The organism is Proteiniclasticum ruminis DSM 24773, from assembly GCF_000701905.1.
Taxonomy (GTDB): domain Bacteria; phylum Bacillota; class Clostridia; order Clostridiales; family Clostridiaceae; genus Proteiniclasticum; species Proteiniclasticum ruminis.
This window is the reverse complement of sequence record NZ_JNKC01000001.1, coordinates 481,240-502,995: the sequence shown is the minus strand read 5'-3', so window position 1 is coordinate 502,995 and position 21,756 is coordinate 481,240. Positions and strand designations below refer to the sequence as shown.

19 protein-coding genes and 1 other annotated feature are annotated in these 21,756 nt (G+C 43.8%); of the genes, 18 read left to right on the top strand and 1 reads right to left on the bottom strand.

Annotated elements, in window-relative coordinates:
• The first annotated feature begins 26 nt into the window (after window positions 1-26).
• The 17 genes from T487_RS0102405 (at window position 27) to T487_RS0102320 (ending at window position 18,795) form a co-directional block, all read left to right on the top strand.
• The gene (locus T487_RS0102405; RefSeq protein ID WP_031573575.1) at window positions 27-1,574 is read left to right on the top strand and encodes an ABC transporter ATP-binding protein; all 1,548 of its coding nucleotides are present in this window, start codon (window positions 27-29) and stop codon (window positions 1,572-1,574) included.
• Window positions 1,564-2,742, top strand: a complete 1,179-nt coding sequence (locus T487_RS0102400) for an ABC transporter permease (protein WP_031573572.1) — start codon at window positions 1,564-1,566, stop codon at window positions 2,740-2,742. The genes T487_RS0102405 and T487_RS0102400 overlap by 11 nt, the downstream gene beginning before the upstream one ends.
• On the top strand, window positions 2,742-3,707 hold the full coding sequence (locus T487_RS0102395) for an ABC transporter permease (RefSeq protein ID WP_031573569.1): 966 nt from the start codon (window positions 2,742-2,744) through the stop codon (window positions 3,705-3,707). The genes T487_RS0102400 and T487_RS0102395 overlap by 1 nt, the downstream gene beginning before the upstream one ends.
• A gap of 96 nt (window positions 3,708-3,803) precedes the next feature.
• Window positions 3,804-4,052: a binding site (T-box leader), on the top strand.
• 120 nt (window positions 4,053-4,172) lie between these two features.
• Window positions 4,173-4,691, top strand: a complete 519-nt coding sequence (locus T487_RS0102390; protein WP_031573566.1) for a tryptophan transporter — start codon at window positions 4,173-4,175, stop codon at window positions 4,689-4,691.
• Window positions 4,692-4,805: 114 nt separating this feature from the next.
• Complete coding sequence (locus tag T487_RS0102385; RefSeq protein WP_031573563.1) at window positions 4,806-5,642, top strand: DegV family protein; 837 nt, start codon at window positions 4,806-4,808, stop codon at window positions 5,640-5,642.
• A gap of 175 nt (window positions 5,643-5,817) precedes the next feature.
• Window positions 5,818-6,744, top strand: a complete 927-nt coding sequence (gene trxB / locus T487_RS0102380; protein WP_031573561.1) for a thioredoxin-disulfide reductase — start codon at window positions 5,818-5,820, stop codon at window positions 6,742-6,744.
• A 343-nt stretch (window positions 6,745-7,087) separates the two neighbouring features.
• A complete protein-coding gene (gene pyrB / locus T487_RS0102370; protein ID WP_031573558.1) occupies window positions 7,088-8,014 on the top strand; it encodes an aspartate carbamoyltransferase in 927 nt (308 codons plus the stop codon).
• Window positions 8,011-8,433: an aspartate carbamoyltransferase regulatory subunit gene (locus tag T487_RS0102365; protein WP_031573555.1), complete on the top strand. Its 423-nt coding sequence runs from the start codon at window positions 8,011-8,013 to the stop codon at window positions 8,431-8,433. The genes pyrB and T487_RS0102365 overlap by 4 nt, the downstream gene beginning before the upstream one ends.
• Window positions 8,434-8,443: 10 nt before the next feature.
• Window positions 8,444-9,595, top strand: a complete 1,152-nt coding sequence (locus tag T487_RS0102360) for a dihydroorotase (protein WP_051651443.1) — start codon at window positions 8,444-8,446, stop codon at window positions 9,593-9,595.
• Window positions 9,582-10,436 (top strand): orotidine-5'-phosphate decarboxylase, encoded by an 855-nt coding sequence (pyrF, locus tag T487_RS0102355; protein WP_031573548.1) that lies wholly within the window; start codon window positions 9,582-9,584, stop codon window positions 10,434-10,436. Before T487_RS0102360 ends, pyrF begins: the two co-directional genes overlap by 14 nt.
• Complete coding sequence (locus T487_RS0102350) at window positions 10,427-11,137, top strand: dihydroorotate dehydrogenase electron transfer subunit (RefSeq protein ID WP_031573547.1); 711 nt, start codon at window positions 10,427-10,429, stop codon at window positions 11,135-11,137. Before pyrF ends, T487_RS0102350 begins: the two co-directional genes overlap by 10 nt.
• On the top strand, window positions 11,130-12,032 hold the full coding sequence (locus tag T487_RS0102345; protein ID WP_031573545.1) for a dihydroorotate dehydrogenase: 903 nt from the start codon (window positions 11,130-11,132) through the stop codon (window positions 12,030-12,032). The genes T487_RS0102350 and T487_RS0102345 overlap by 8 nt, the downstream gene beginning before the upstream one ends.
• Window positions 12,033-12,055: 23 nt before the next feature.
• The gene (gene pyrE / locus T487_RS0102340; RefSeq protein ID WP_031573542.1) at window positions 12,056-12,628 is read left to right on the top strand and encodes an orotate phosphoribosyltransferase; all 573 of its coding nucleotides are present in this window, start codon (window positions 12,056-12,058) and stop codon (window positions 12,626-12,628) included.
• Between the two features lie 8 nt (window positions 12,629-12,636).
• The gene (locus T487_RS0102335; RefSeq protein WP_031573540.1) at window positions 12,637-13,692 is read left to right on the top strand and encodes a carbamoyl phosphate synthase small subunit; all 1,056 of its coding nucleotides are present in this window, start codon (window positions 12,637-12,639) and stop codon (window positions 13,690-13,692) included.
• A gap of 1 nt (window position 13,693) precedes the next feature.
• A complete protein-coding gene (gene carB, locus T487_RS0102330) occupies window positions 13,694-16,894 on the top strand; it encodes a carbamoyl-phosphate synthase large subunit (RefSeq protein WP_031573538.1) in 3,201 nt (1,066 codons plus the stop codon).
• Window positions 16,895-17,094: 200 nt separating this feature from the next.
• On the top strand, window positions 17,095-17,745 hold the full coding sequence (locus T487_RS0102325; protein WP_051651442.1) for an NAD(P)-dependent oxidoreductase: 651 nt from the start codon (window positions 17,095-17,097) through the stop codon (window positions 17,743-17,745).
• A 162-nt stretch (window positions 17,746-17,907) separates the two neighbouring features.
• A complete protein-coding gene (locus T487_RS0102320) occupies window positions 17,908-18,795 on the top strand; it encodes a hypothetical protein (protein ID WP_031573531.1) in 888 nt (295 codons plus the stop codon).
• A gap of 61 nt (window positions 18,796-18,856) precedes the next feature.
• On the opposite strand, the gene zwf is transcribed toward T487_RS0102320, so the two are convergent.
• Window positions 18,857-20,332, bottom strand: coding sequence for a glucose-6-phosphate dehydrogenase (gene zwf, locus T487_RS0102315; protein ID WP_051651441.1), 1,476 nt, complete (start codon window positions 20,330-20,332; stop codon window positions 18,857-18,859).
• A gap of 362 nt (window positions 20,333-20,694) precedes the next feature.
• Here zwf and T487_RS0102310 point away from each other — a divergent pair, with 362 nt between their 5' ends.
• Entirely contained in the window at window positions 20,695-21,735 is a 1,041-nt protein-coding gene (locus T487_RS0102310; RefSeq protein ID WP_031573529.1) for a sugar-binding transcriptional regulator, read from the top strand.
• Window positions 21,736-21,756: the final 21 nt, after the last annotated feature.

Here is a 21,756-nt window from a genome sequence, read left to right as displayed (position 1 = left end):
AAATAAAGTGATAATGAGAGGTTAAAGTGGAAAATTATATTATTGAAATGAAAAATATAACAAAAGAATTCCCCGGTATTATCGCGAACGACAATATAACCCTCAACTTGAAAAGAGGTGAGGTTCATGCACTGCTTGGTGAGAATGGTGCAGGAAAATCTACGCTGATGAGCGTCCTCTTTGGATTGTATCAGGCAGAAAAAGGCGAAATTCTGAAAGATGGGAAGGTCGTCAAGATCAATAACCCAAATGATGCCAATGCACTGGGGATTGGCATGGTACATCAGCACTTCAAGCTTGTAGAGATTTTTACTGTGCTCGAGAATATCATTCTGGGTGTTGAGCCCAATAAAATGGGCTTCCTTCAAAAGGCTGAGGCGCGCAAAAAAGTTGTCGATTTAAGCGAAAAATATGGTCTTAAAGTAAATCCAGATGCAGTGATTGAAAAAATATCTGTAGGTATGCAGCAGAGAGTGGAAATTCTTAAGATGCTCTACAGAGAAAATGAGATCCTCATCTTTGACGAGCCAACGGCTGTTCTTACACCACAGGAAATAGAAGAACTTCTGCAGATTATGAGAGGCTTTGCTGAGGAAGGAAAATCCATTCTGTTTATCACACATAAACTGAATGAAATCAAGGCAGTAGCAGATCGTTGTACTGTTCTGCGTAAAGGCAAGTATATTGGTACCGTCGATGTAAAGGATACCACAAAGGAAGAGCTTTCCAAGATGATGGTGGGACGCGACATCAGCTTTAGTGTTGAAAAGACACAAGCAGAACCTAAAGATGTTGTGCTGTCTGTACGTAATGTCACTGTACCCAGCAAGACCCATAAGAATAATGCAGTGAAGAATGTTTCTTTCGATGTAAGAGCGGGTGAAATTGTATGTTTAGCAGGAATTGACGGAAATGGTCAGACTGAGTTTGTGTCTGCCCTCACCGGACTAGAAAAAATGTCTGGTGGAACCATTTCACTTCTTGGAAAGGATCTTACAAAATCATCCATCAGAGATCGTTCTGCTGCAGGAATCAGTCATATTCCTGAAGACAGACATAAACACGGACTGGTTTTGGATTACAGTCTGGAGGAGAATCTGATCCTTCAAAGATACTGGCAGCCAGAGTTCCAGAAAAATGGATTCCTTAAGTTTGATGCCATGAGAAAGTATGCTGAAACCTTAATCAGCCGATTTGACGTCCGTAGTGGACAGGGACCAGTAACTCCGGTTAGAAGTATGTCTGGCGGAAATCAGCAGAAGGCCATCATTGCGAGAGAAATCGATAAGAAGCATGAACTTCTAGTGGCAGTGCAGCCAACAAGAGGACTTGATGTTGGTGCGATAGAATATATACACAAGCAGCTTGTGGAAACAAGAGACAAAGGAAAAGGCGTACTTCTGGTTTCCCTGGAACTGGATGAAGTTATGGATGTCAGCGATCGTATACTCGTGATGTATGAAGGCGAGATTGTCGGTGAACTGGATCCTAAGAATACCACCGTGGAAGAACTGGGACTCTATATGTCTGGTGCGAAACGGGATGCTGTAAAGGAGACTAGTTATGCAGGATAAAAAGAATGCTAAAAGTTTTGGCGAAAAACTGAAAGATATAACGCACAGTAAAGGATTCTCCTCTTTTACAGCGGCACTTCTGGCCATTGTTCTGGGACTTGTATTTGGGTTCATCGTTATGCTTGTGGCAGATGCCAACAATGCGTTCAAAGGGTTTGAAAGCGTTGTGAGCGGTGGATTCCAGAGAATTGGAGATGTGTTCTATTTTGCGACTCCAATCCTGATGACCGGGCTTGCAGTTGGCTTTGCCTTTAAGATGGGACTTTTCAATATTGGTGCATCAGGCCAGTATACCATGGGGATGTTCTTTGCTCTATATGTTGGATTCATGTGGGATCTACCACAGGGAATTCACTGGGTAGTGGCGATCCTTGCAGGTCTCGTAGGTGGTATGCTTTGGGGATTCATTCCTGGAATCTTCAAAGCACTTCTGAATGTGAATGAAGTTATTACCTCCATTATGTTCAACTATATTGGTATGTACCTGGTGGATATGCTGATTCAAGGGAATGGAACTATGTATGTATCTTCCACAACAAGAACCAATTATCTGCCAAAGCATGTACAGATTCCAACACTAGGTGTGCAAGGGTCCAATGTGAATTTTGGTATTATTTTTGCGGTGATCATCGGTGTGATTCTTTATATCGTACTTCAGAAGACTACCTTCGGATATGAACTGAAGGCTACAGGATTCAATAAAACCGCAGCTGATTACGCAGGTATGAAGGGAAAGAGAAATATCATACTGACCATGGTCATTGCTGGTGGTCTGGCTGGACTTGGTGGCGCTTTTGCGATTCTAGCTCCATCAGCAATTGCCGGCAGCAGTATGACGTATGAACCTATCAATATCATCGCTGCTAATGGATTTAATGGTATCGCGGTAGCACTTCTTGGAAGTGCCCATCCTATTGGTATCATATTCTCTTCTGTGTTTATTTCTCATATCCAGAGAGGTGGTACACTGGCGAGCCTTCATGGCTACAAACCTGAAATCATCGATGTGGTTATTGCTGTCATTATTTATTTCTCTGCATTTGCCATGATTATGAACTCAGGCTTTGCAAAGTTCTTGAAGAACCTAAGAGAAAGAAGACACAAAGTCTCTGAAGCAAAGAGTATTGGGGATAAAGATGCGTCCAGCAATACAAAGGAGGCAAAATAATGGAAACTTTATATTATCTCATACAAAATATGCTTCCAGTAGCAATTCCCCTTCTTCTTGTAGCGCTGGGCGGAATGTTCAGTGAGAGAAGTGGTGTGATTAATATCGGTCTTGAAGGTATCATGCTCTTTGGTGCTTACTTCGGTGCTCTTTATGTTTATAGCGTTCAAGGTACAGGCATGGGACCTCAGACCATACTCCTCACTGGGATGCTGGTTGCGGGGGTTGCGGGCTTTATTTACTCGCTGCTGCTCTCCTTTGCGGCTGTAACCATGAAGGCCAATCAGACCATTACCGGTACGTCATTGAATATGCTGATTCCAGCGATGGTACTCTTATTCTCTAAGATGTTCTTCAACTCAGATGGGGTTACGACAAACGTGAGATTTTTTGTAAGAAGTGTACCAGTACTGGGTGATATCCCAGTAATCGGGCCACTATTCTTCCAGAATACTTATATTACGGTCTATATCGGCCTGGTCTTCCTGCTCATCTCAACCATAATATTCTACAAAACCAGATTTGGTCTAAGACTGAGAGCCTGTGGAGAACATCCACAAGCTGCAGACTCTGTAGGAATCAATGTGTATTTCATGAGGTATGCTGGAGTGAGCATCTCTGGTATCCTTGGCGGTATCGGCGGATTCTTCTACTCCATCGGTGTATTGGATGGGAATATCAATGGACATACAGGCGTAGCAGGATTCGGATTCCTTGCTTTGGCTGTTATGATTTTTGGTCAGTGGAAACCACTTCGGATCTTTGGAGCAGCACTGTTCTTTGCATTCTTAAGAACTCTTGCGTACTCTGTTTCACTGATTCCACTCCTGAACAACCTTGGTATCAATCAGACCTACTATAAGATGCTTCCATACGTTGCAACAATGGTAGTTCTAGCCTTCACATCCAAGAAGTCCAGAGCGCCTAAAGCAGAGGGTATCCCTTACGATAAATCTCAGAGATAAGCATCAAAAACCTCAGTTGTGTTTTCAGCCTCCTGGACGAATGTTCAGGAGGTTTTACTTGCATATTTTTACTGCGAGGTATATAATCATAAAAAATGAAACTCCGTGAGAAAGAGAAGTACGTCAGTGAGGATTCTTAAAGAGAGTGGGAGATAGGTGGAACTTCCATAGAATTTCGTGACCGAATGGACTTTCTAGAGGCAGAGCGAACCTATAGAATCTATAGCAGTAGTATCTGACGGGTGCCCGCCGTTACAAGGGATAGGATATGATAGTATCCGAAAATGAGATGCGTATTTTCAATATGCAAAATCAGGTGGCAACGCGAGTGACTTCGCCCTGTGTGGGTGGAGTTTTTTTGTTGCCATTTTATATTGAAAGGAGGAATCAGCATGTGGTGAAGGACCGTGATAATCAGTCATGAAAGAGAAGGCTTCAATATGAATCTGAAAGGAATGTTTGATAATGAATGTAAAAAAAATGACGTATGCTGCACTGCTGATTGCTCTTGGCTATATTCTTCACCAGCTGGTACCAGGAGTACCATTTCTTGGTGGAATGAAGATGGACTTTCTGCTTGTGATGATGTTTCTCTCACTGCTTCTGATGGACACCTATAAGGAAGCTCTGGCAGTATCTTTAGTTTGTGGGATCATAACAGCCATGACCACAACATTCCCAGGAGGGCAGATCGCAAATCTTGTGGACAAAGTGATAACAGGAACGCTGCTTTTTTCCGCACATAAGAACTTTTCACACTTGATGAAACCAAAGAATGAAATACTCCTAGGGACCTTGTTCGGAACCCTGATCAGTGGGCTGATCTTCTTGTCGGTGGGGCTTTATGTCAGCGGAGCACCCATTTCATTCAGCGCACTGTATGTAGGCATTGTCCTTCCAACATCAGTTCTCAACACAGGGGCAGCGCTGCTTCTTCACAAAACTATGTCCATGTCCGGTGCAAGGAAAACCATCAGTTCTTAAAATTTTCTTAGTTTTTTTCATTTTATTTTGAGCTTCAAAGTATAAAATGTATACTTTCAGTACAGAAATTATTTTGAAAGAGAAATAAAAAGAAATGAAATTGGAGTGGAACAAATGGAGAAAATTAAACTGATCACGGATAGTACAAGTGATCTAACCCCAGAACTTATTGAAAAGTATGATGTTCATGTATTGCCTCTGACTGTGCATATCGGGAACCAGAGTTTTAAAGATGGTGAGTCTATTTCTTTGGAAGAAATGTATCAAGGGGTACTCAATGGAGGACCTTTTCCTACAACGAGCCAGGTGAATCCACAAGAATTTCATGATGTGTATAAAAAGTATCTGGACGAAGGGTATAAGATCATTTCAGTACATATTTCTTCTCATCTGTCAGGGACACTTCAGTCGGCTGTGATTGCAAAGGATATGCTGGAGACGGAAGATGTGACCATCATTGATACGGAAGGCGTATCAGGTGTGATTTTCTTATCCTTGGTTGAAGCTGGGGAAATGATCTTAAAGGGAAAAAGCTACCAAGAAGTTGTGGATGTGATAGGAAAAACTGCAAAAGAAGTGAAGCTTCTTGCTACCTTTGATACGTTGGAGTTCTTGGCCAAAGGTGGAAGAATCCCTAAGTCTGTAGGAGCCATTGGCGGATTTCTTGGAATCAAGCCTCTGATATCATTGAAAGATGGAAAACTTGAAATGATGGATAAGGTAAGAGGGAACAAAAAAGCGTTAAGTGCACTGAAATCCTTCATCGATAGCACACCGGTAAGAGAAGGTTCCAAAGTTGTGGTCATCAACTCCTTGGATAGTGAAACCAACAGAGCTGTCATTAAACATCTGGAAGAAAAAGGCATTGGGTATTACGAGGTACAGGTTGGCTGTGTTCTAGGTGTTCATGCTGGACCAAAACTGGTAGGCGTTTTCTGCCTACGTGCATAGAGCTATTGAGAGTGTCCCTGGGGCACTCTCTTGTTTTTTGTAAAAGTACATTAAATTTAATTGGGTACAATCTATTTACAAAACACCCTGTTAGGGTATAATATAAAAATAGAGTATGGCACGAAAACCACATCTATATTATGATAGAACGAGAGAATTCATGGGGAGGATCATTATGACACATATTTACGATACCATCATTTTGGGGGGAGGCCCTGCAGGTCTTTCTGCGGCTTTGTATGCAGGCAGAGGGAAACTGGACACTTTACTCATTGAGAAGGCAACATATGGTGGACAGGTAGCAACCACATTTGAAGTGGACAATTATCCTGGAACAGATATTGGGATCACAGGTCCGGAACTTTCTGAAAAGATGAGAAAGCAGGCAGCAGCTTTCGGAACGAATTTTATCAAAGAAGATATTATTGAGGTGCAGCTAGATGATAAAATCAAGGTGATCAAGACCGCTAAAGGGGAGTATCAGGCCAAAACGGTCATCATTGCGACAGGAGCAGAACCTAAGATGGTTGGATTCAAAGGAGAGAAAGAGCTGAGAGGCAGAGGGGTATCTTACTGCGCTACCTGTGATGCGGATTTCTACACGGATTTCCCAATTGCAGTCATTGGTGGTGGAGATTCTGCACTTCAGGAAGCACTCTATCTGACAAAATTTGCATCAAAGGTGACCATTATACACCGAAGACAAGGGTTTAGAGCTGCACAGTATTTAGTGGATAAAGCCAAGGCAAATGAGAAAATTGAGTTCATTTTGGATTCTGTTGTGGAAGAAGCGGCAGAAGAAAAAGGGCTTCTCACTGGCCTTAAGATAAAGAATGTGCTGACAGGAGAACAATCAGATCTTCAAGTGGAAGGTGTATTTGTTTTTGTAGGGTATAAGCCCATATCAGATCTTTTCCAAGGAAAAATCAAGATGAATGAGTTTGGTGAAATCATCACGGATGTTTATATGAGAACTGATGTGCCAGGTGTGTTTGCAGCAGGAGACATCAGAGAAACCACCATAAGGCAGGTAGTTACAGCAGCAGCAGATGGTGCAGTGGCAGCCATTTCTTGTGAGAAATACCTTGGTGAAGCTGAATAAGAGAGCTGTTGGGGGACGTTTATGAAAATAGACGTCTCCTTTTTTACTGTTCTTTTTCCGCACATCTATTTTTTCTACAGGAGAATCCTTGACAAGATGGACCCATCTCCAGTAGAATGGGGGAAATGAAAAAACTACTTTTAAACTGATACGAGAGATCAGGAAGGTATGAATTATTGAAGGAGACCGTTGTATTTTGTTTACATGACAAAATACGGCAGCATGTCACCTCTCATTTTTAGCAGGAGTGAACGTTCTTGCTGAGTGTATTCGTATGTAGATGCCTTCCCAATTGTCGGGAAGGCTTTTTTCATGGAATTTTCTATAAAAGGAAGTGGACAAAATGAACAAGGTAAGGCATCTATTGGACTCACAGGATTTTAATATGGAAGAGCTTGAAAGGCTCTTTGGGCTGGCAGAGAAGATTCAGCAGCATCCAGAAAAGTATCTGGATGTGTGCAAAGGTAATCTTTTAGCCAGTCTTTTTTACGAGCCTTCCACCAGAACCAGATTCAGTTTTGAAGCTGCGATGCTCAGACTCGGGGGAGAAGTTATCGGGTTTGATGACCCAAATGGATCCTCTGTGGCAAAGGGAGAGAGTCTGGGAGATACATTAAAGACGGTGGAGTGTTACGCGGATGTGGCAGTGATGAGACATCCAAAAGAAGGTGCGGCAAAACTTGCTTCCCAGTATCTTTCAGACATGCCGCTGATTAACGCTGGGGATGGTGGACACCAGCATCCCACCCAGACACTGACTGACCTTATGACCATCAGAAGTTACAAAAAGAGGCTGGATCACATGGTTGTGGCTGTGTGTGGCGATCTGCTCTTTGGCAGGACCATACATTCTTTAGTGAAAGCTTTAAGCAGATACCCGGAAATCAAATTTCTATTTGTTTCCCCTAAGGAGCTGAGAATGCCAGAATACATCAAAGACTCTTTATCCATGGATACCTACGTGGAAATGGAAAGTCTGGAGGACGCTTTAGCTGAGGCGGATGTGCTTTATATGTCAAGAGTTCAGAAAGAGCGGTTCTTCAGTGCGGAAGAATATGAACGTCTGAAAGACTTCTATGTGCTGTCCAAAGACAAACTTCAGAAAGCAAAAAAAGAGCTCATTGTCATGCATCCTCTTCCAAGAGTCATGGAGATTGCAAAGGACGTGGATCCAGATCCGAGAGCAGTGTACTTTCAGCAGGCCAAACTTGGCATGTATGTGAGAATGGCTTTAATAATGACCTTACTGGAGAAGGAGGAGATTTTATGATCAATGTATCTGACATCAAAAAAGGTATCGTACTTGACCATATCAGGAGTGGATCTGGATTCCGGATCTATCGGGAGCTGGGGCTCATGGACATCGAACAGGTCGTAGTGCTGCTTCAGAATGTGCCTAGTGACAAGATGGGAAAGAAGGACCTGATCAAAATAGAGACAGATTTATGTATTGATCTGACCGTTCTAGGGCTTTTGGATCCCAATATCACAGTGAATTATATTGAAGACGGGATGCGGGTGAAAAAAATCAAGCTGATGCTTCCAGAGAAAGTCACTGGAATTATGAAATGCAAGAATCCGAGATGCATTACGCATCAGGAGGAGATTCCTTATCCGGATTTCTTTCTCAGCAGTGTGGAGAAGAAAATGTACCGATGCAGCTACTGCGATACGTATACCAGCTTATAAGGAGATAGAGATGATAATAACCAATGTGACCATGATTGATGCTCATAAAGAAGTAAAAGGCAGTCTAGTGATTGAGGATGGACTTATTAAAGATGTGCTGCTGGAACAAGTTCCATCAGGAGAACACGTAATAGACGGGAAAGGATTTGCGCTTCTGCCTGCTTTTGTAGATCTTCATACCCACCTGAGAGAACCTGGATTTCCAGAGAAGGAAGATATGGAGTCAGGTATGCGTGCAGCGCTGAAAGGCGGGTTCATACACCTTACGGCCATGGCCAATACGAAACCAGTCACCGATTCAAAAGAAAAAGTCACGAGGAATCTTGAGAAATCAAAGCAGCTGGATCTGTGTGATCTGACTCAGGTTGCTGCAGTGACAATGGAGTTTCAAAATACAGAGAAAGCATTGGTTGATTTTCAGTCTTTGAGATCCGTAACTACGATGTTCTCAAATGACGGGAAGAACCTAGACTCAATGGAAGCCATGGAAAAAGCTCTGGAGTACTCCAAAGAACTGGATTTCACGGTGTCCTGCCACTGTGAGCCAGAGGCAGAGTATACAAGAAAATACTTGGAGCTGAACCGCAGGATTGGTGGAAATCTCCACATCTGCCATGTGTCAGAAAAAGAGACTGTGGATCTGATCCGTCAGGCAAGAAAACAGGGAATTAAAGTCACCTGCGAAGTTACACCCCACCACCTTTTTGCGCACAGCATTCCCTATAAAGTTCATCCGCCGTTTGCCAGAGAAGAGGACGTAGCAGCGCTCATTGAAGGGATCAAAGAAGGAACTATAGATCATTTAGCCACAGATCACGCACCGCATACTGCAAAGGACAAACTGGAAGGTATGCCGGGCATATCCAACATTGAATATGCGTTTTCTATGTATCATACTGTCTTCCAGGAAAATGATCTTTCAGTATCCAAGCTGGTGGAACTCTTAAGTGAGAATCCAGCAAAAAAACTGGGGCTTCCCATGGGATCCTTTGAAAAAGGAAAAGAGGCCAATTTCGTTCTTGTGGACCTTCATAAAATCATAGAGATCAATCCGGATGAAATGATCTCCCGGGGTAAAAACACACCTTTTGCTGGAAGAAGAGTATTAGGTCAGGTGAAATTGACCATGAAGAGAGGAGAAATTTATTATGATCATCGATAGACTTCAAAAAGAGGCCCTGGAAAAAAGCCCCATCTGCGTTGGACTGGACACCTCTTTGAGTTATCTGCCAAGAGAGCTGAAAGAGAAGGACTGGTCCATATCTGAGAAAATTTTTCACTTCAATAAGCAGATCATCGACCATACGGAGGATCTGGCTGCCTGTTTCAAACTTCAGATCGCTTACTATGAAGCAATGGGACTTCAGGGGCTGGAGGCTTATAAAGAGACATTGGCATATCTGAAAAAGAAGAACATTTTATCCATCGGAGACATTAAAAGAGGAGACATTCTCGCAACACAGTCAGAGTATGCCAAAGCTCATCTGACAGGGGAGTTTGAAGCGGACATCGTCACAGTGAATGCCTATATGGGGGAAGATGCGGTATCTCCGTTCTATCCATATATGACGGAGAGGGAGAAAGGAGTTTTTGTACTTCTCCATACCTCCAATGAGAGTGCAGGGGATCTTCAGGAACTCATTTCAGGAGGGAAAGAGCTGTATCTTCATATGGGCGATCTTCTGGAGAAATGGGGCAGACCCTACTTGGGAGCTTCAGGTTTCAGCGCTGTGGGCGCTGTGGCAGGGCTGACCTATCCGAAGGAGTTTGAAAAACTTTCAGAGCTTTATCCGAATATGTTCTTTCTGATTCCAGGGTATGGCGCTCAGGGAGGAAGAGGAGAGGATTTAAGACCTGTATTCCAAAAAAGAATCAATGGTGTTGTGAACTCTTCCAGAGGACTCATAGCTGCTCATGTTGGAAAAACAGAAGGAATGGATTTTGCCTCCTTCGCTCGTGAAGCAGCACTTATCATGAAGGAGGACCTTGTAGGATGGCAGTGATTCTTGAAAACAGATCTCTTGGAGAAGAGATGTATCTTCTTCGTGCACAGTATGAGGGAAAAGCAGAGCCTGGTCAGTTTTTCATGCTAAGGAGCGCAGGGAGCTTTCCACTGCTGTCGAGACCTCTCAGCATCTTTGATGTTCAAGATGACAGCATCACATTTCTTTATAAAGTCATAGGAGAAGGAACCAAAGAGTTTTCAAGGCTCTCTCAGGGAATGGAGCTTGAACTCTACGGTCCTTTCGGGAAAGGATTTGATCTGATCCCAGAAGGCCGGAATATTGCTCTGGTTGGGGGTGGCATGGGAACGGCACCTCTCTTCTATACAGCAAAACGCATAAGAGAACTGAGCCCGGATAAAGAGATTACACTATATCTCGGATTCCAGAAGGAAAGTGCTGTGGTGGATGTTTTCAAAGAACTGAATCTTCCCCTCATCTTCAATTTCGGCGGCTATGTTTCGGAGGAAGTGGACTATGAAAAGCATGATGTGATTTATACCTGTGGTCCAGAGGTGATGATGAGAAGAGTTTCCCATAACGGAAAAGAGTTTGGAAAACCTGTCTATGTATCTTTGGAAAAACATATGGCCTGTGGAGTAGGAGCATGTCTTGGCTGCACCTGCAAGACAAAAGAAGGAAACAAAAGAGTGTGTAAAGAGGGTCCGGTATTTCCCGGTGAGGAGGTTTTTTATGAATAGGCTGGAGACAGAGTTTTTAGGGTTTACCATGAAAAATCCGATCATAGCAGCATCAGGCACATTCGGATATGGTGAGGAGTTTCGTTCCTTTTATGATCCAAGCCTCCTGGGGGGGATATCGAGTAAAGGACTCACGCTTTATCCAAAAGAAGGAAACTCCGGAATCCGGATCTGGGAAACACCTTCCGGAATTCTGAACAGTATTGGACTTGAAAATCCATCTGTAGGGAGATTCCTTGAGGAAGAATACAAGAGAATGAGAGCCATTGACTCTCTGCTTGTGGTGAATCTGGGCGGAAACACACTGGAAGAGTATGTGGAAGGTGCGAGACTTCTCGATGAAGCGGAGATTGATGTGCTGGAGCTGAACATCTCCTGTCCCAATGTAAAAGAAGGTGGAATGGCTTTTGGCGTGGATCCTAAGAGCGCAGAAAAAATAACAAAGGCGGTGAGAAAAGCCACAAAGCATAAACTCATGGTAAAGCTCTCTCCCAATGTGACTCATATCGGGGATATGGCCAAGGCTTGCGAAGAGGCTGGAGCCGATGCCATCTCCCTGATCAATACGTTGCAGGGAATGGCCATTGATGTGGATAGAAAGAAAGTGGTGTTTGATCAGACTTATGCAGGCCTTTCAGGTCCTGCGGTAAGACCCATTGCATTAAGGATGGTGCATCAGGCGGTAAAGGCTGTAAATATTCCTGTGGTGGGAATGGGAGGCATTGCATCCTATAAAGACGCGCTCTCTTTTCTCATGGCTGGTGCTGCTGCAGTGATGATCGGAACGGTACAGTTTGTAAATCCGTATTTGGGAAAAGAAATGGTGGAAGATTTAGAAAGATACTGTGAAAAAGAAAACCTGATGAACATTGGAGAAATCAGAGGCATTGTGTAAAGGGAATGTGGGAGGAATGGAAAATGGAAGAGAAAATCAAAGAAATACTGGAAGAAACCGGGGCGGTGCTCAGTGGACATTTTCTGCTGTCATCCGGAAAACACAGCGGAGGGTATGTGCAATGTGCGAAGGTGCTGAGGTTTCCTGATAAAGCGGAAGTGGTCCTGAAGCCTGTAGCAGAGAAACTGAAAGAGATGCAGATAGACAAAATTGTGGGACCAGCCATGGGAGGGATACTGGTTGCTTATGAACTAGGAAGACAGCTGGGGATTGAAGCGATATTTACTGAAAGAACGGATGGAGTCATGAGTCTTCGCAGAGGATTCGAACTGAATCAGGGCGATAAGGTGGTCATCTCTGAAGATGTGCTCACCACGGGAAAATCCACACTGGAGACCCGGAAGGTTCTGGAGGCCTATGGTGCAGAAGTGGTTGCAGTGGCATCCATCATTGACCGAAGAGGGGAAAGCATGCTGGAGGATCTGCCTGTGATCAGTGCTGTGTCCTATCAGTTCAGTACCTATGATAAAGAGGATTGTCCTCTATGCAGAAGTGGGATGGAAGTTGTGAAACCCGGAAGCAGAACCATATTTTAGGAGGAATCATGAAAATTTTTCTACATTTAGAAAACGGGATGGTTTTTGAAGGTCAGTCTTTTGGTGAAGTAAAAGAAACCATAGGAGAGGTGGTTTTTCATACAGGGATGACTGGATACGAGGAGCTGCTCTCAGACCCTTCCTACCATGGACAGATGGTTGTGCTCACGCAGCCCCTGGTGGGAAATTACGGAATCACCCTGGAAGATCTTCAGTCCGATGGACCCAAGCTTAAAGCGCTTATTGTCCGGGAAGCTATAAAAGAGCCGTCGGGTTTCCGGTGTGAGATTCCGCTTCCAGATTTTCTCTCGCATCACAGGGTTCCTGGAATGGAGTCTGTGGATACCAGAGCCCTGACAAGAGTTCTTCGGGAACATGGCACCATGAAAGGGCTTTTATCTGAAAGGAGACAGACTGCAACGGAGATTCGAAAGAAGCTCCAAAGTTTTGACCATGTGAAGCCAGCCCTTGCGGTCACCACCAAAGAGCGGTATACCCTTGGAAGCGGGAGACATCATTTGGCTGTGATGGATTTTGGCATCAAAAGGGGGATTCTGGAGGAGATTGTGAAAAGAGACTGGACAGTCACAGTTTTTCCTGCAGATACCAAAGCGGAAGTCATACTTTCGGAGCATCCGGATAAAGTTCTCCTGTCCAATGGCCCAGGAGACCCGGAGTCCTACCAGGAGATTCTTCAGGAAGTCAAAAAGCTCATGGGGAAAGTGCCGCTGCTAGGCATATGCCTTGGACACCAGCTGCTGGCCCTTGCTCTTGGTGGAAAAACGGAAAAGCTTCTATATGGTCATCGTGGAGCCAATCATCCGGTGCAAGACCTGGAAACCGGGAAGGTCTTCATCACCAGTCAGAATCATGGGTATGTGGTGACCGTGCTTCCAGAAGGGGTATCCATTACCCATAGAAGCCTTCAAGATGGCACTGTAGAAGGGATTTGTGAGGAAAAGCTGCAGGTGCGAAGTGTGCAGTTTCATCCGGAGGCATCTCCGGGTCCTTCCGATGCAGGCGTGATTTTTGACAAGATGCTGGAGATGGAAAAGGAGAAATAGTATGCCAAAGAAAGAATATCTGAAAAAAGTGCTTGTCCTTGGTTCTGGTCCCATAGTCATCGGACAGGGAGCAGAATTTGACTATTCGGGTGCCCAAGCTTGTCAAAGCCTTCGGGAAGAAGGAGTGGAGGTTGTGCTTGTAAACTCCAATCCTGCAACGATCATGACAGACAAGGAAACGGCGGATATCGTCTATGTGGAACCTCTAACGGTGGAGGTTGTTACGAGAATCATTGAAAAGGAGAAACCTCAAGGGCTCCTTCCCGGTATGGGTGGACAGACTGGACTGAATCTGGCACTGGAGCTTTATGACCTTGGTGTACTGGAAGCCCACGGAGTAGAGGTTCTTGGAACATCCATCGAGTCCATAAGAAAAGGAGAAGACCGGGATATTTTCAGAAACCTCATGGAAGAGATTGGAGAGCCGGTTGTAGAGAGTCTCATTGCTTCCGATCTTTCGGAGGTGAAAGAAGCGGCGAAAATGCTGAAGTTTCCGATCGTGGTAAGACCAGCCTATACATTGGGGGGTACAGGAGGAGGCATAGCGGAAAATGAGGAGGAGCTTCTTCTAACCGCGGAAAAAGGTCTTATGCTGAGCCGTGTGCATCAGGTGCTTCTGGAGAAGTCCGTGAAAGGATGGAAAGAGATTGAGTTTGAAGTCATGCGAGACAGTAACGGTACCGCCATTGCAGTCTGCAGCATGGAAAATGTGGATCCTGTGGGGATTCATACAGGAGACTCCATCGTTGTAGCGCCAGCTCAGACGCTCACAGACAAAGAACTTCAAATGCTCCGAAGTTCAGCACTTCATATTGTGGATGCCGTTGGGATTGAAGGAGGGTGCAATGTGCAGTTCGCTCTGGATCCCCAAAGCTTTCAGTATGCAGTGATTGAGATCAATCCAAGAGTGAGCAGATCATCCGCACTTGCATCCAAGGCTACAGGATATCCCATTGCAAAGGTTGCAGCCAAGATTGCACTGGGGTACCATCTTCATGAAATCCCCAATGCTGTGACTGAAAAAACCACAGCAGCCTTTGAGCCTTCTCTTGACTATGTGGTGGTGAAGATCCCCAAATGGCCTTTTGACAAGTTCTATACTGCAGACCGAAAGCTGGGCACGAAGATGATGGCTACTGGAGAAATCATGTCCATCGGCAACAGTTTTGAAAGTGCCCTGCTGAAAGGTCTGAGGTCCCTGGAAATCAGGAAATACGCACTCCGCCATGAAGAAGCAAGAAATATGAGCTTTCTCACATTAAAGGAAAAAGTGATGTATCCCAATGATGAACGTATTTTCTACCTGGCAGAGCTGTTAAGAAGAGGGATGCATATACTGAAGCTCTCTCAGGAAACTGGAATTGACCGGTATTTTCTCCATAAAATCCAAGGGATTGTAAAATTAGAGGAGCAGCTGGAATCCATGAAGAAGGAGGACATCACAGAGGATATCCTGAGGAATCTCAAGCAGAAAGGGTTTTCTGACAAAGGGATTGGGGATCTCATCAAAACCTCACCCAATGAGATTTATGAAATGAGAATGATGTGGGGCATTCATCCGGCTTATAAAATGGTGGATACCTGTGCTGGAGAGTTTGATGCAAGGACGCCTTATTACTACTCCACATATGATCAGGTGACAGAATCGCAGCCATCGGGAAGAAAGAAAATCATGGTCATTGGTTCTGGACCCATCCGAATCGGTCAGGGCATTGAATTTGACTATTCCAGTGTCCATGCCATAAAAGCGTTAAAGAACCTCAACTATGAAACAATTCTTGTGAACAGCAATCCTGAAACGGTCAGTACGGACTTCAATATTTCAGACAAACTCTATTTCGAACCGCTGACAGAAGAAGAAGTCTATAATATCATCTCACTGGAACAGCCTGAAGGTGTGATTCTGCAGTTTGGTGGACAGACCGCGGTGAAACTGTCAAAATTCCTTTTGGAAAAAGATGTGCCCATCTTAGGCACGGCACCTGAAGCCATTGATGCTGCGGAGGATAGAGAGAAGTTTGAGGCGATACTGGAACAGTATGCCATTAAACGGCCTATAGGAAAAGGAGTCTGGAATGTGGAGCAAGGGGACGCATTTGCACATGAAGCAGGATATCCTGTTCTTGTCCGGCCCTCCTATGTCCTGGGAGGACAGGGGATGGAAATCTGTCATGGGGAAGAGGAACTGAACTACTATCTGAAGAATGCCTTTATGAAAGACCAGAAGACACCAGTGCTCATCGATCAGTATATTGATGGTATGGAACTGGAGGTGGATGCTATTTGTGATGGAGAAGACATCCTGGTGCCAGGAATCATGGAACATCTGGAGCATGCAGGGGTCCATTCAGGAGACAGTGTCAGCATCTATCCACCAGTAAGTGTGTCTTTGGAGATGAAAGAAAAGGTTCTTCAGGTGGTAAGAACTTTATCCAAGGCATTGAATATCGTAGGGATGATGAATCTGCAGTTCATTGTAAAAGGGGAGGAGCTTTACATCATCGAAGTGAATCCAAGAGCCAGCAGGACTGTGCCATATATGACAAAAGTCACTGGCCTTCCAGTCATAGCCATTGCAACAGAAGTGATGCTCGGACGAAAACTGAAAGAGATGCCTTATGGCGTGGATCTTTATCCTGAAACAGAAAATTTCACGGTGAAAGTACCAGTGTTTTCCACTGAGAAATTACCCCAAGTGGAAGCTTCCCTGGGGCCGGAGATGCGTTCCACTGGAGAAGTGCTCGGGGCTGGCCATACCTTGGAGGAAGCTCTGTACAAAGGATTTCTAGGGGCTGGCATCAAGTTGAGGACTGAACGAAAAAACATTGCAGTCACCCTTGGAGACGCAGACAAGGAAAAATTTGAGCCCCTGGCCAGAATGATGAAGACTCTAGGATTCTGTTTTTACGCCACAGAGGGTACAAGAAGAAAACTTTATGAGTGGGGGATTGAATCAGAGCTTGTTCATAAACTGAACGAAGAAAAACCGTCCATCCTTGATCTCATCGAGCAGCAGAAACTAGATATGATTCTCAATACTCCTACCAAAGGCAATGATGTGAAACGAGATGGTTTTAGAATCAGAAGAGCAGCCATAGAATCAAAGGTGGAACTGATGACAAGTTTAGATAAGATGTCTGCGTATCTTCGTATACTGTCCATGGATATTGAAGGAACGTCCATAAGCCTCTATAAGTTATAACAAAAGAGAAAGAGAGAAGGGAAAACCGTGAGAAAAGGTGGCCCTTCTCTCTTAATTTTTGACTCATATCAAAGAAACTGGATGAGAAATCTGACATAATGAGTCTGCTGGATTTGCTAAGACGATAAAAATGTCTTACAATATAATTGTGTAAAATTTAAAATACACTGCAGTTTATGCAGGTTAAGTTGGAGGAAAATATGGAAAAGATAGCAATACTAGGTGCCACAGGACAAATAGGGTCCAGAATTCTTATGGAACTCATCGAAAGAAGCTATGTCATCACAGCGATTTCAAGAAATGCTTTTGATCTGCCCGGAAGCACACTGATCATCGGATGTGAGGGTGACATTATGAATGAGAAAGTGATTTCAGGCCATGTGATGGCACTGGAGAATGAGGTGCTCATCAGCGCCATCAGTCCAGACCCCAACGATCTGGAGAGTTTTCTCACAGCTACGGAGAATCTGATCAAAGTGGCAGAAAAGGCAGCGGTGAAGAAGCTGATCACAGTAGGAGGCGCAGGAAGTCTTCTTTTACCCGACGGCAGAATGCTTATGGAAAAAGAAGGGTTTCCTGATTTTGTGAAGCCCATTTCTGATATTCACAAAAGAGCGTTGGACATTTATAAAAACCTCGAAGGAAAGAAGTTTGACTGGATTAATGTAAGTCCAGCGGAAACCATTGAAGCGGACGAGAAAACAGGAAAGTACAGAATCGGTGAGGATGATCACCTTCTCATGGATGAACAAGGGAGATCCTTCATCAGCATGGAGGATTTCGCCTCTGCAGTTGTAGATCTCATTGAGGATGACACCTATAAAAATCAAAGAATTACAGTTTCTTACTAAAAATTAAGCATATTATAAGAAACTGGTAGAATTACTGACAAAAATCAGCTAAAATAATGGGAGAAACAGATGATTATCTATGATAATCTGGAGTTATTGCTGAAATGATGGACAGAGTGAGACTGTGCGCTTTGGGCAGCGTACAGTACAAGGGGGCAAAGCATGCGATATAAGCATATTCTGACTGGTATGTCGGTTTTTCTAGGGATTTCAATTCTGATTAATGTGGTGCTGCTTCAGGTGGTGTGGAGCGCGAATAAACAAGTGAACATCAATACCAATCGGATCAAATATCTGGAGGACAACATCGACACTCTGGTGGAAGACGCCATGAAGGTTGGTGGTCATGTAGAATCTATATTAGAGGATGTCAACTGGACAATATCTGATTTGGTGGATGAAGAGGAAAAAACTGCGCTTCTTCATATAGAGTTCAAACTTAGAACCATGGATCCAAGTGCCAGTGTCTATGCTTCCATTGAGTCAGGAGACCGGGAAGCTGTGCTTATGGAGGCTCACCTCCTCAATGACACCACATATTCTGTGGACCGTGAAGTCAATGTTCTGGAACCCATCCGTATTGATCTCATGGTGGAGAAGTATGGAGAGAAGAGGATTGAGAATCTTGTCAATGAACCTGAACTTTATAAGACCTACATTGCAGATACCTCATTCAATCTATTGGATTTCAACTCTTCCTATAATAGTGAAAGAGAAGAACTGAATTTGTCCTTCAGCACAGAGCTGATGAGTTCTGCGAAAAAAGACTGGGAGCTTGTACGCTCAGAGTATATCCTTGAAAAAAATGGAGTCATCATGGAGCGGGGAGACTTATCCAAATCGACCACGGAAATCCCTGATGCAATTGTTTATGAAGGAAGCGTGGGAAGTCTTTCTGTGAAAGCAACAAAGCTGGATCAGATACGTCTTGCGGTGGTTATGAAAGATAAACTTGGGTTTACGTATCGTTATGACTTTGCTGAGTTCTCCCACAAGGATGGAGAACCTGTGGTTACGACGATATCTATGCCTGAACTTACACTGCACTAGATAAAAACTGAAAAAAGTGAACAAAATAAAACAGCTGCTTGGTGCAGCTGTTTTGTTTTGTCTAATATTCCCGATTCCGGTACCACCATTTCTTCGCACCAGTATGTATGAACGTATCCAGAGACTCAGGGCCGTTGGACTCCATTTCATAGGATTCCAGATATGAGGTGCGATCCTCGCCTAAAGTGCTGAATATGGCATCTACATACTTCCAGGTGAGCTGAAGCTCATCCCATCTTGTGAATAGAGTAGAGTCTCCATGTAGAGCATCTAAAATGAGTTTTTCATAAGAATCAGGAGAGTTGAACAGATAGAGACAGCTTTGGCAGTAATCCATTTCCACCATGGCCATCTGATCCACCACACCAGGTTTCTTTACATTAAGATGAAGGGTGATGCCTTCATCAGGCTGGATTTTGATTTCCAGAATATTTGGCTCACTGTCTTTTTCTTCACCATAAAGACTGCTTTTCTTAAACTCTATGGTGATCTGAGCGGTTTTGTTCTTTAAAGCTTTTCCAGTGAGTAGATAGAAAGGCACACCTTTCCACCGCTCATTGTCAATGTAGACCTTGGTGGCCACCAGTGTTTCTGTTTGAGAGGACGCTGAGACCTTATCTTCTTTTTTGTATCCAGAATACTGGCCAAGAATCAGCTGCTCGTTTAGAGTATCAGGCTGGAAAGGCACCAGTTTTTCAAAGACTTTGACCTTCTCGTTGCGCACATCATCCGCATCCAGTGATTTTGGGGGCTCCATTGCAGTGACTGCCAAAAGCTGCAGCAAATGGTTCTGAACCATATCCCTCAGTGCACCTGTATGGTCATAGTATCCTCCTCGAGTGCCCACGCCTTCTTTTTCGAGTACGGTAATTTGAACATTGTTTATGTGGTGCCTGTTCCAGATGGATTCGAAGATAGCGTTCTGGAACCTCAGCATATGAGTGTTCTGGATCATTTCTTTTGCCACATAATGATCGATTCGATAAATGTCTTTTTCTTCGAACACTTCTGAAATGGAAGCGTTGAGTTTTTCAGCACTGGAAAGATCCTGACCGAAAGGTTTTTCGATGACAAGCCTCTGCCATGCTGAGTCCATTTCTCTGATACCGCTGTTCTCCAGCTGGTGCACGATTTCGCTGAAGTAATCGGGAGAAACTGCAAGATAGAAAAGATAGCTGTTCTCTTTGTTTTCGCCCTTATTGGACTGCTCAAGGAGGCTTTTCAACTCTTTGTAGTCTTCCGCATCTTCAAACTTCAATTTGAAATAGGATACCTTTTTAGAGAACTCCTCATAACTTTCTTCCTCAAAGTTCCTCGAGGAAAACTTCCTGGTGGATTCTAAAATCTCACTGCGGTATTCTACTGAGGATTTGTCTCTTCGCCCGATGGAAATGACTTTAAAATCCTCAGGGAGAAACCCGTTGATCTCGAGCTGATACAGTGCTGGTATCAGCTTTCTGTGAGTCAGGTCCCCTGTTCCCCCAAAGATCAGCATCGTTGTTTTTGTATGTTCTGTGTTGTTTTCATGATTCATCATATATTGACCTCCTGATATTCAGATGAAGAGGCTTCACAGTCTCCAATTGTGTAAAATTTAATTGGTCTTATTATATCACAGAGTTGCCTGCTAGTAGAACTACTAAGTGCAGTATAACTTCCGTGGAACAAATATGTATTCCAGTCCGTGATGCATTCAGGTTTGGGAAATCCTGATGAAAAGGCACTAAATCCTTGCGTTTCAAGTCCATTCATAATATGCGCGGAGAGTTAATGATTTGTTTACAGTATTCTTCTCTTTTTTTACATAAATCTATTTTAAAATAAGAGTGTATGGAGTATAATGTACCTGTGGGACAAAAATGGATATGGTGGGACAAAAAAGTACAGGGGTGAATTCAGGTGAATAGTTACTTAAAAATTCAGCAGAAGATTATTCCTGAAGCCACTGCTTTGCTCGAAAGACGCTACAACATTTTAAGGACCATTTTCAATCATCAGCCCATTGGAAGACGAACCTTGTCCCAAAAGCTGGAACTGGGAGAACGAACCGTACGTGGAGATCTGGATTTCTTAAAGTCCATGGACTTCATTGATGTGTCGTTGCCTGGGGTCAGTTTAACAGAGAAAGGCATTGATATGCTGAACAATCTGAGGGCTTTGGTTTCTGAAATCAAAGGTTTGGATGATATGGAGACTGTGCTGAAGAGAGACCTGGGCTATCAGAAAATCATCGTGGTTCCCGGAGACTCTGATAAGGATCCAAATGTGAAAAGAGAGCTGGGAAATGTCGCAGCTCTATACTTATCCAGTGTCATTAGAAGCAAAGATGTCATTGCACTCACAGGCGGAAGCACCATCAAAGAAATGGTGACCAGCTTCCCCAAAATGGATTTCAGAGATAATCTCATCGTTCCTGCACGAGGAAGCCTAGGAAAAATACTGGATATTCAGTCGAATAATGTAGTAGCTGCGTTAGCTGAGAAAGTGAATGCAGGATACAAGCTTCTGAATGTGCCAGATAATTTGAGCAGTGAGTCACTGGAAGTACTCTTAAAAGAGCGTGAGATCAAAGAAGTGGTGGATCTCATACGGAAAGCGCAAATTGTTGTTCTTGGCATTGGCAGAGCGGACAAGATGGCAAAACGCAGAGGTCTGTCAGAGGATGAAATCTCTGAACTCATGGTGGATGGTGCTGTAGGTGAAGCCTTTGGTGCTTATTTCGGAAAAAGTGGTAGGGTCATCAGGAAGATCAATTCTGTAGGTGTATCTTTGGATGATTTCGGCAAGGTAAGGCATCTTATTGCAGTAACTGGGGGCTCATCAAAGGCGGAAGCCATTGAAGCAGTCCGATTGAAAAATGACAATGCAGTCCTCATTACAGATGAGGGTGCTGCAAGAAAAATCGTATCGATATTAAAATCTCAATATAATGAGTTTTAAATAAATAAACATATTTTAGGA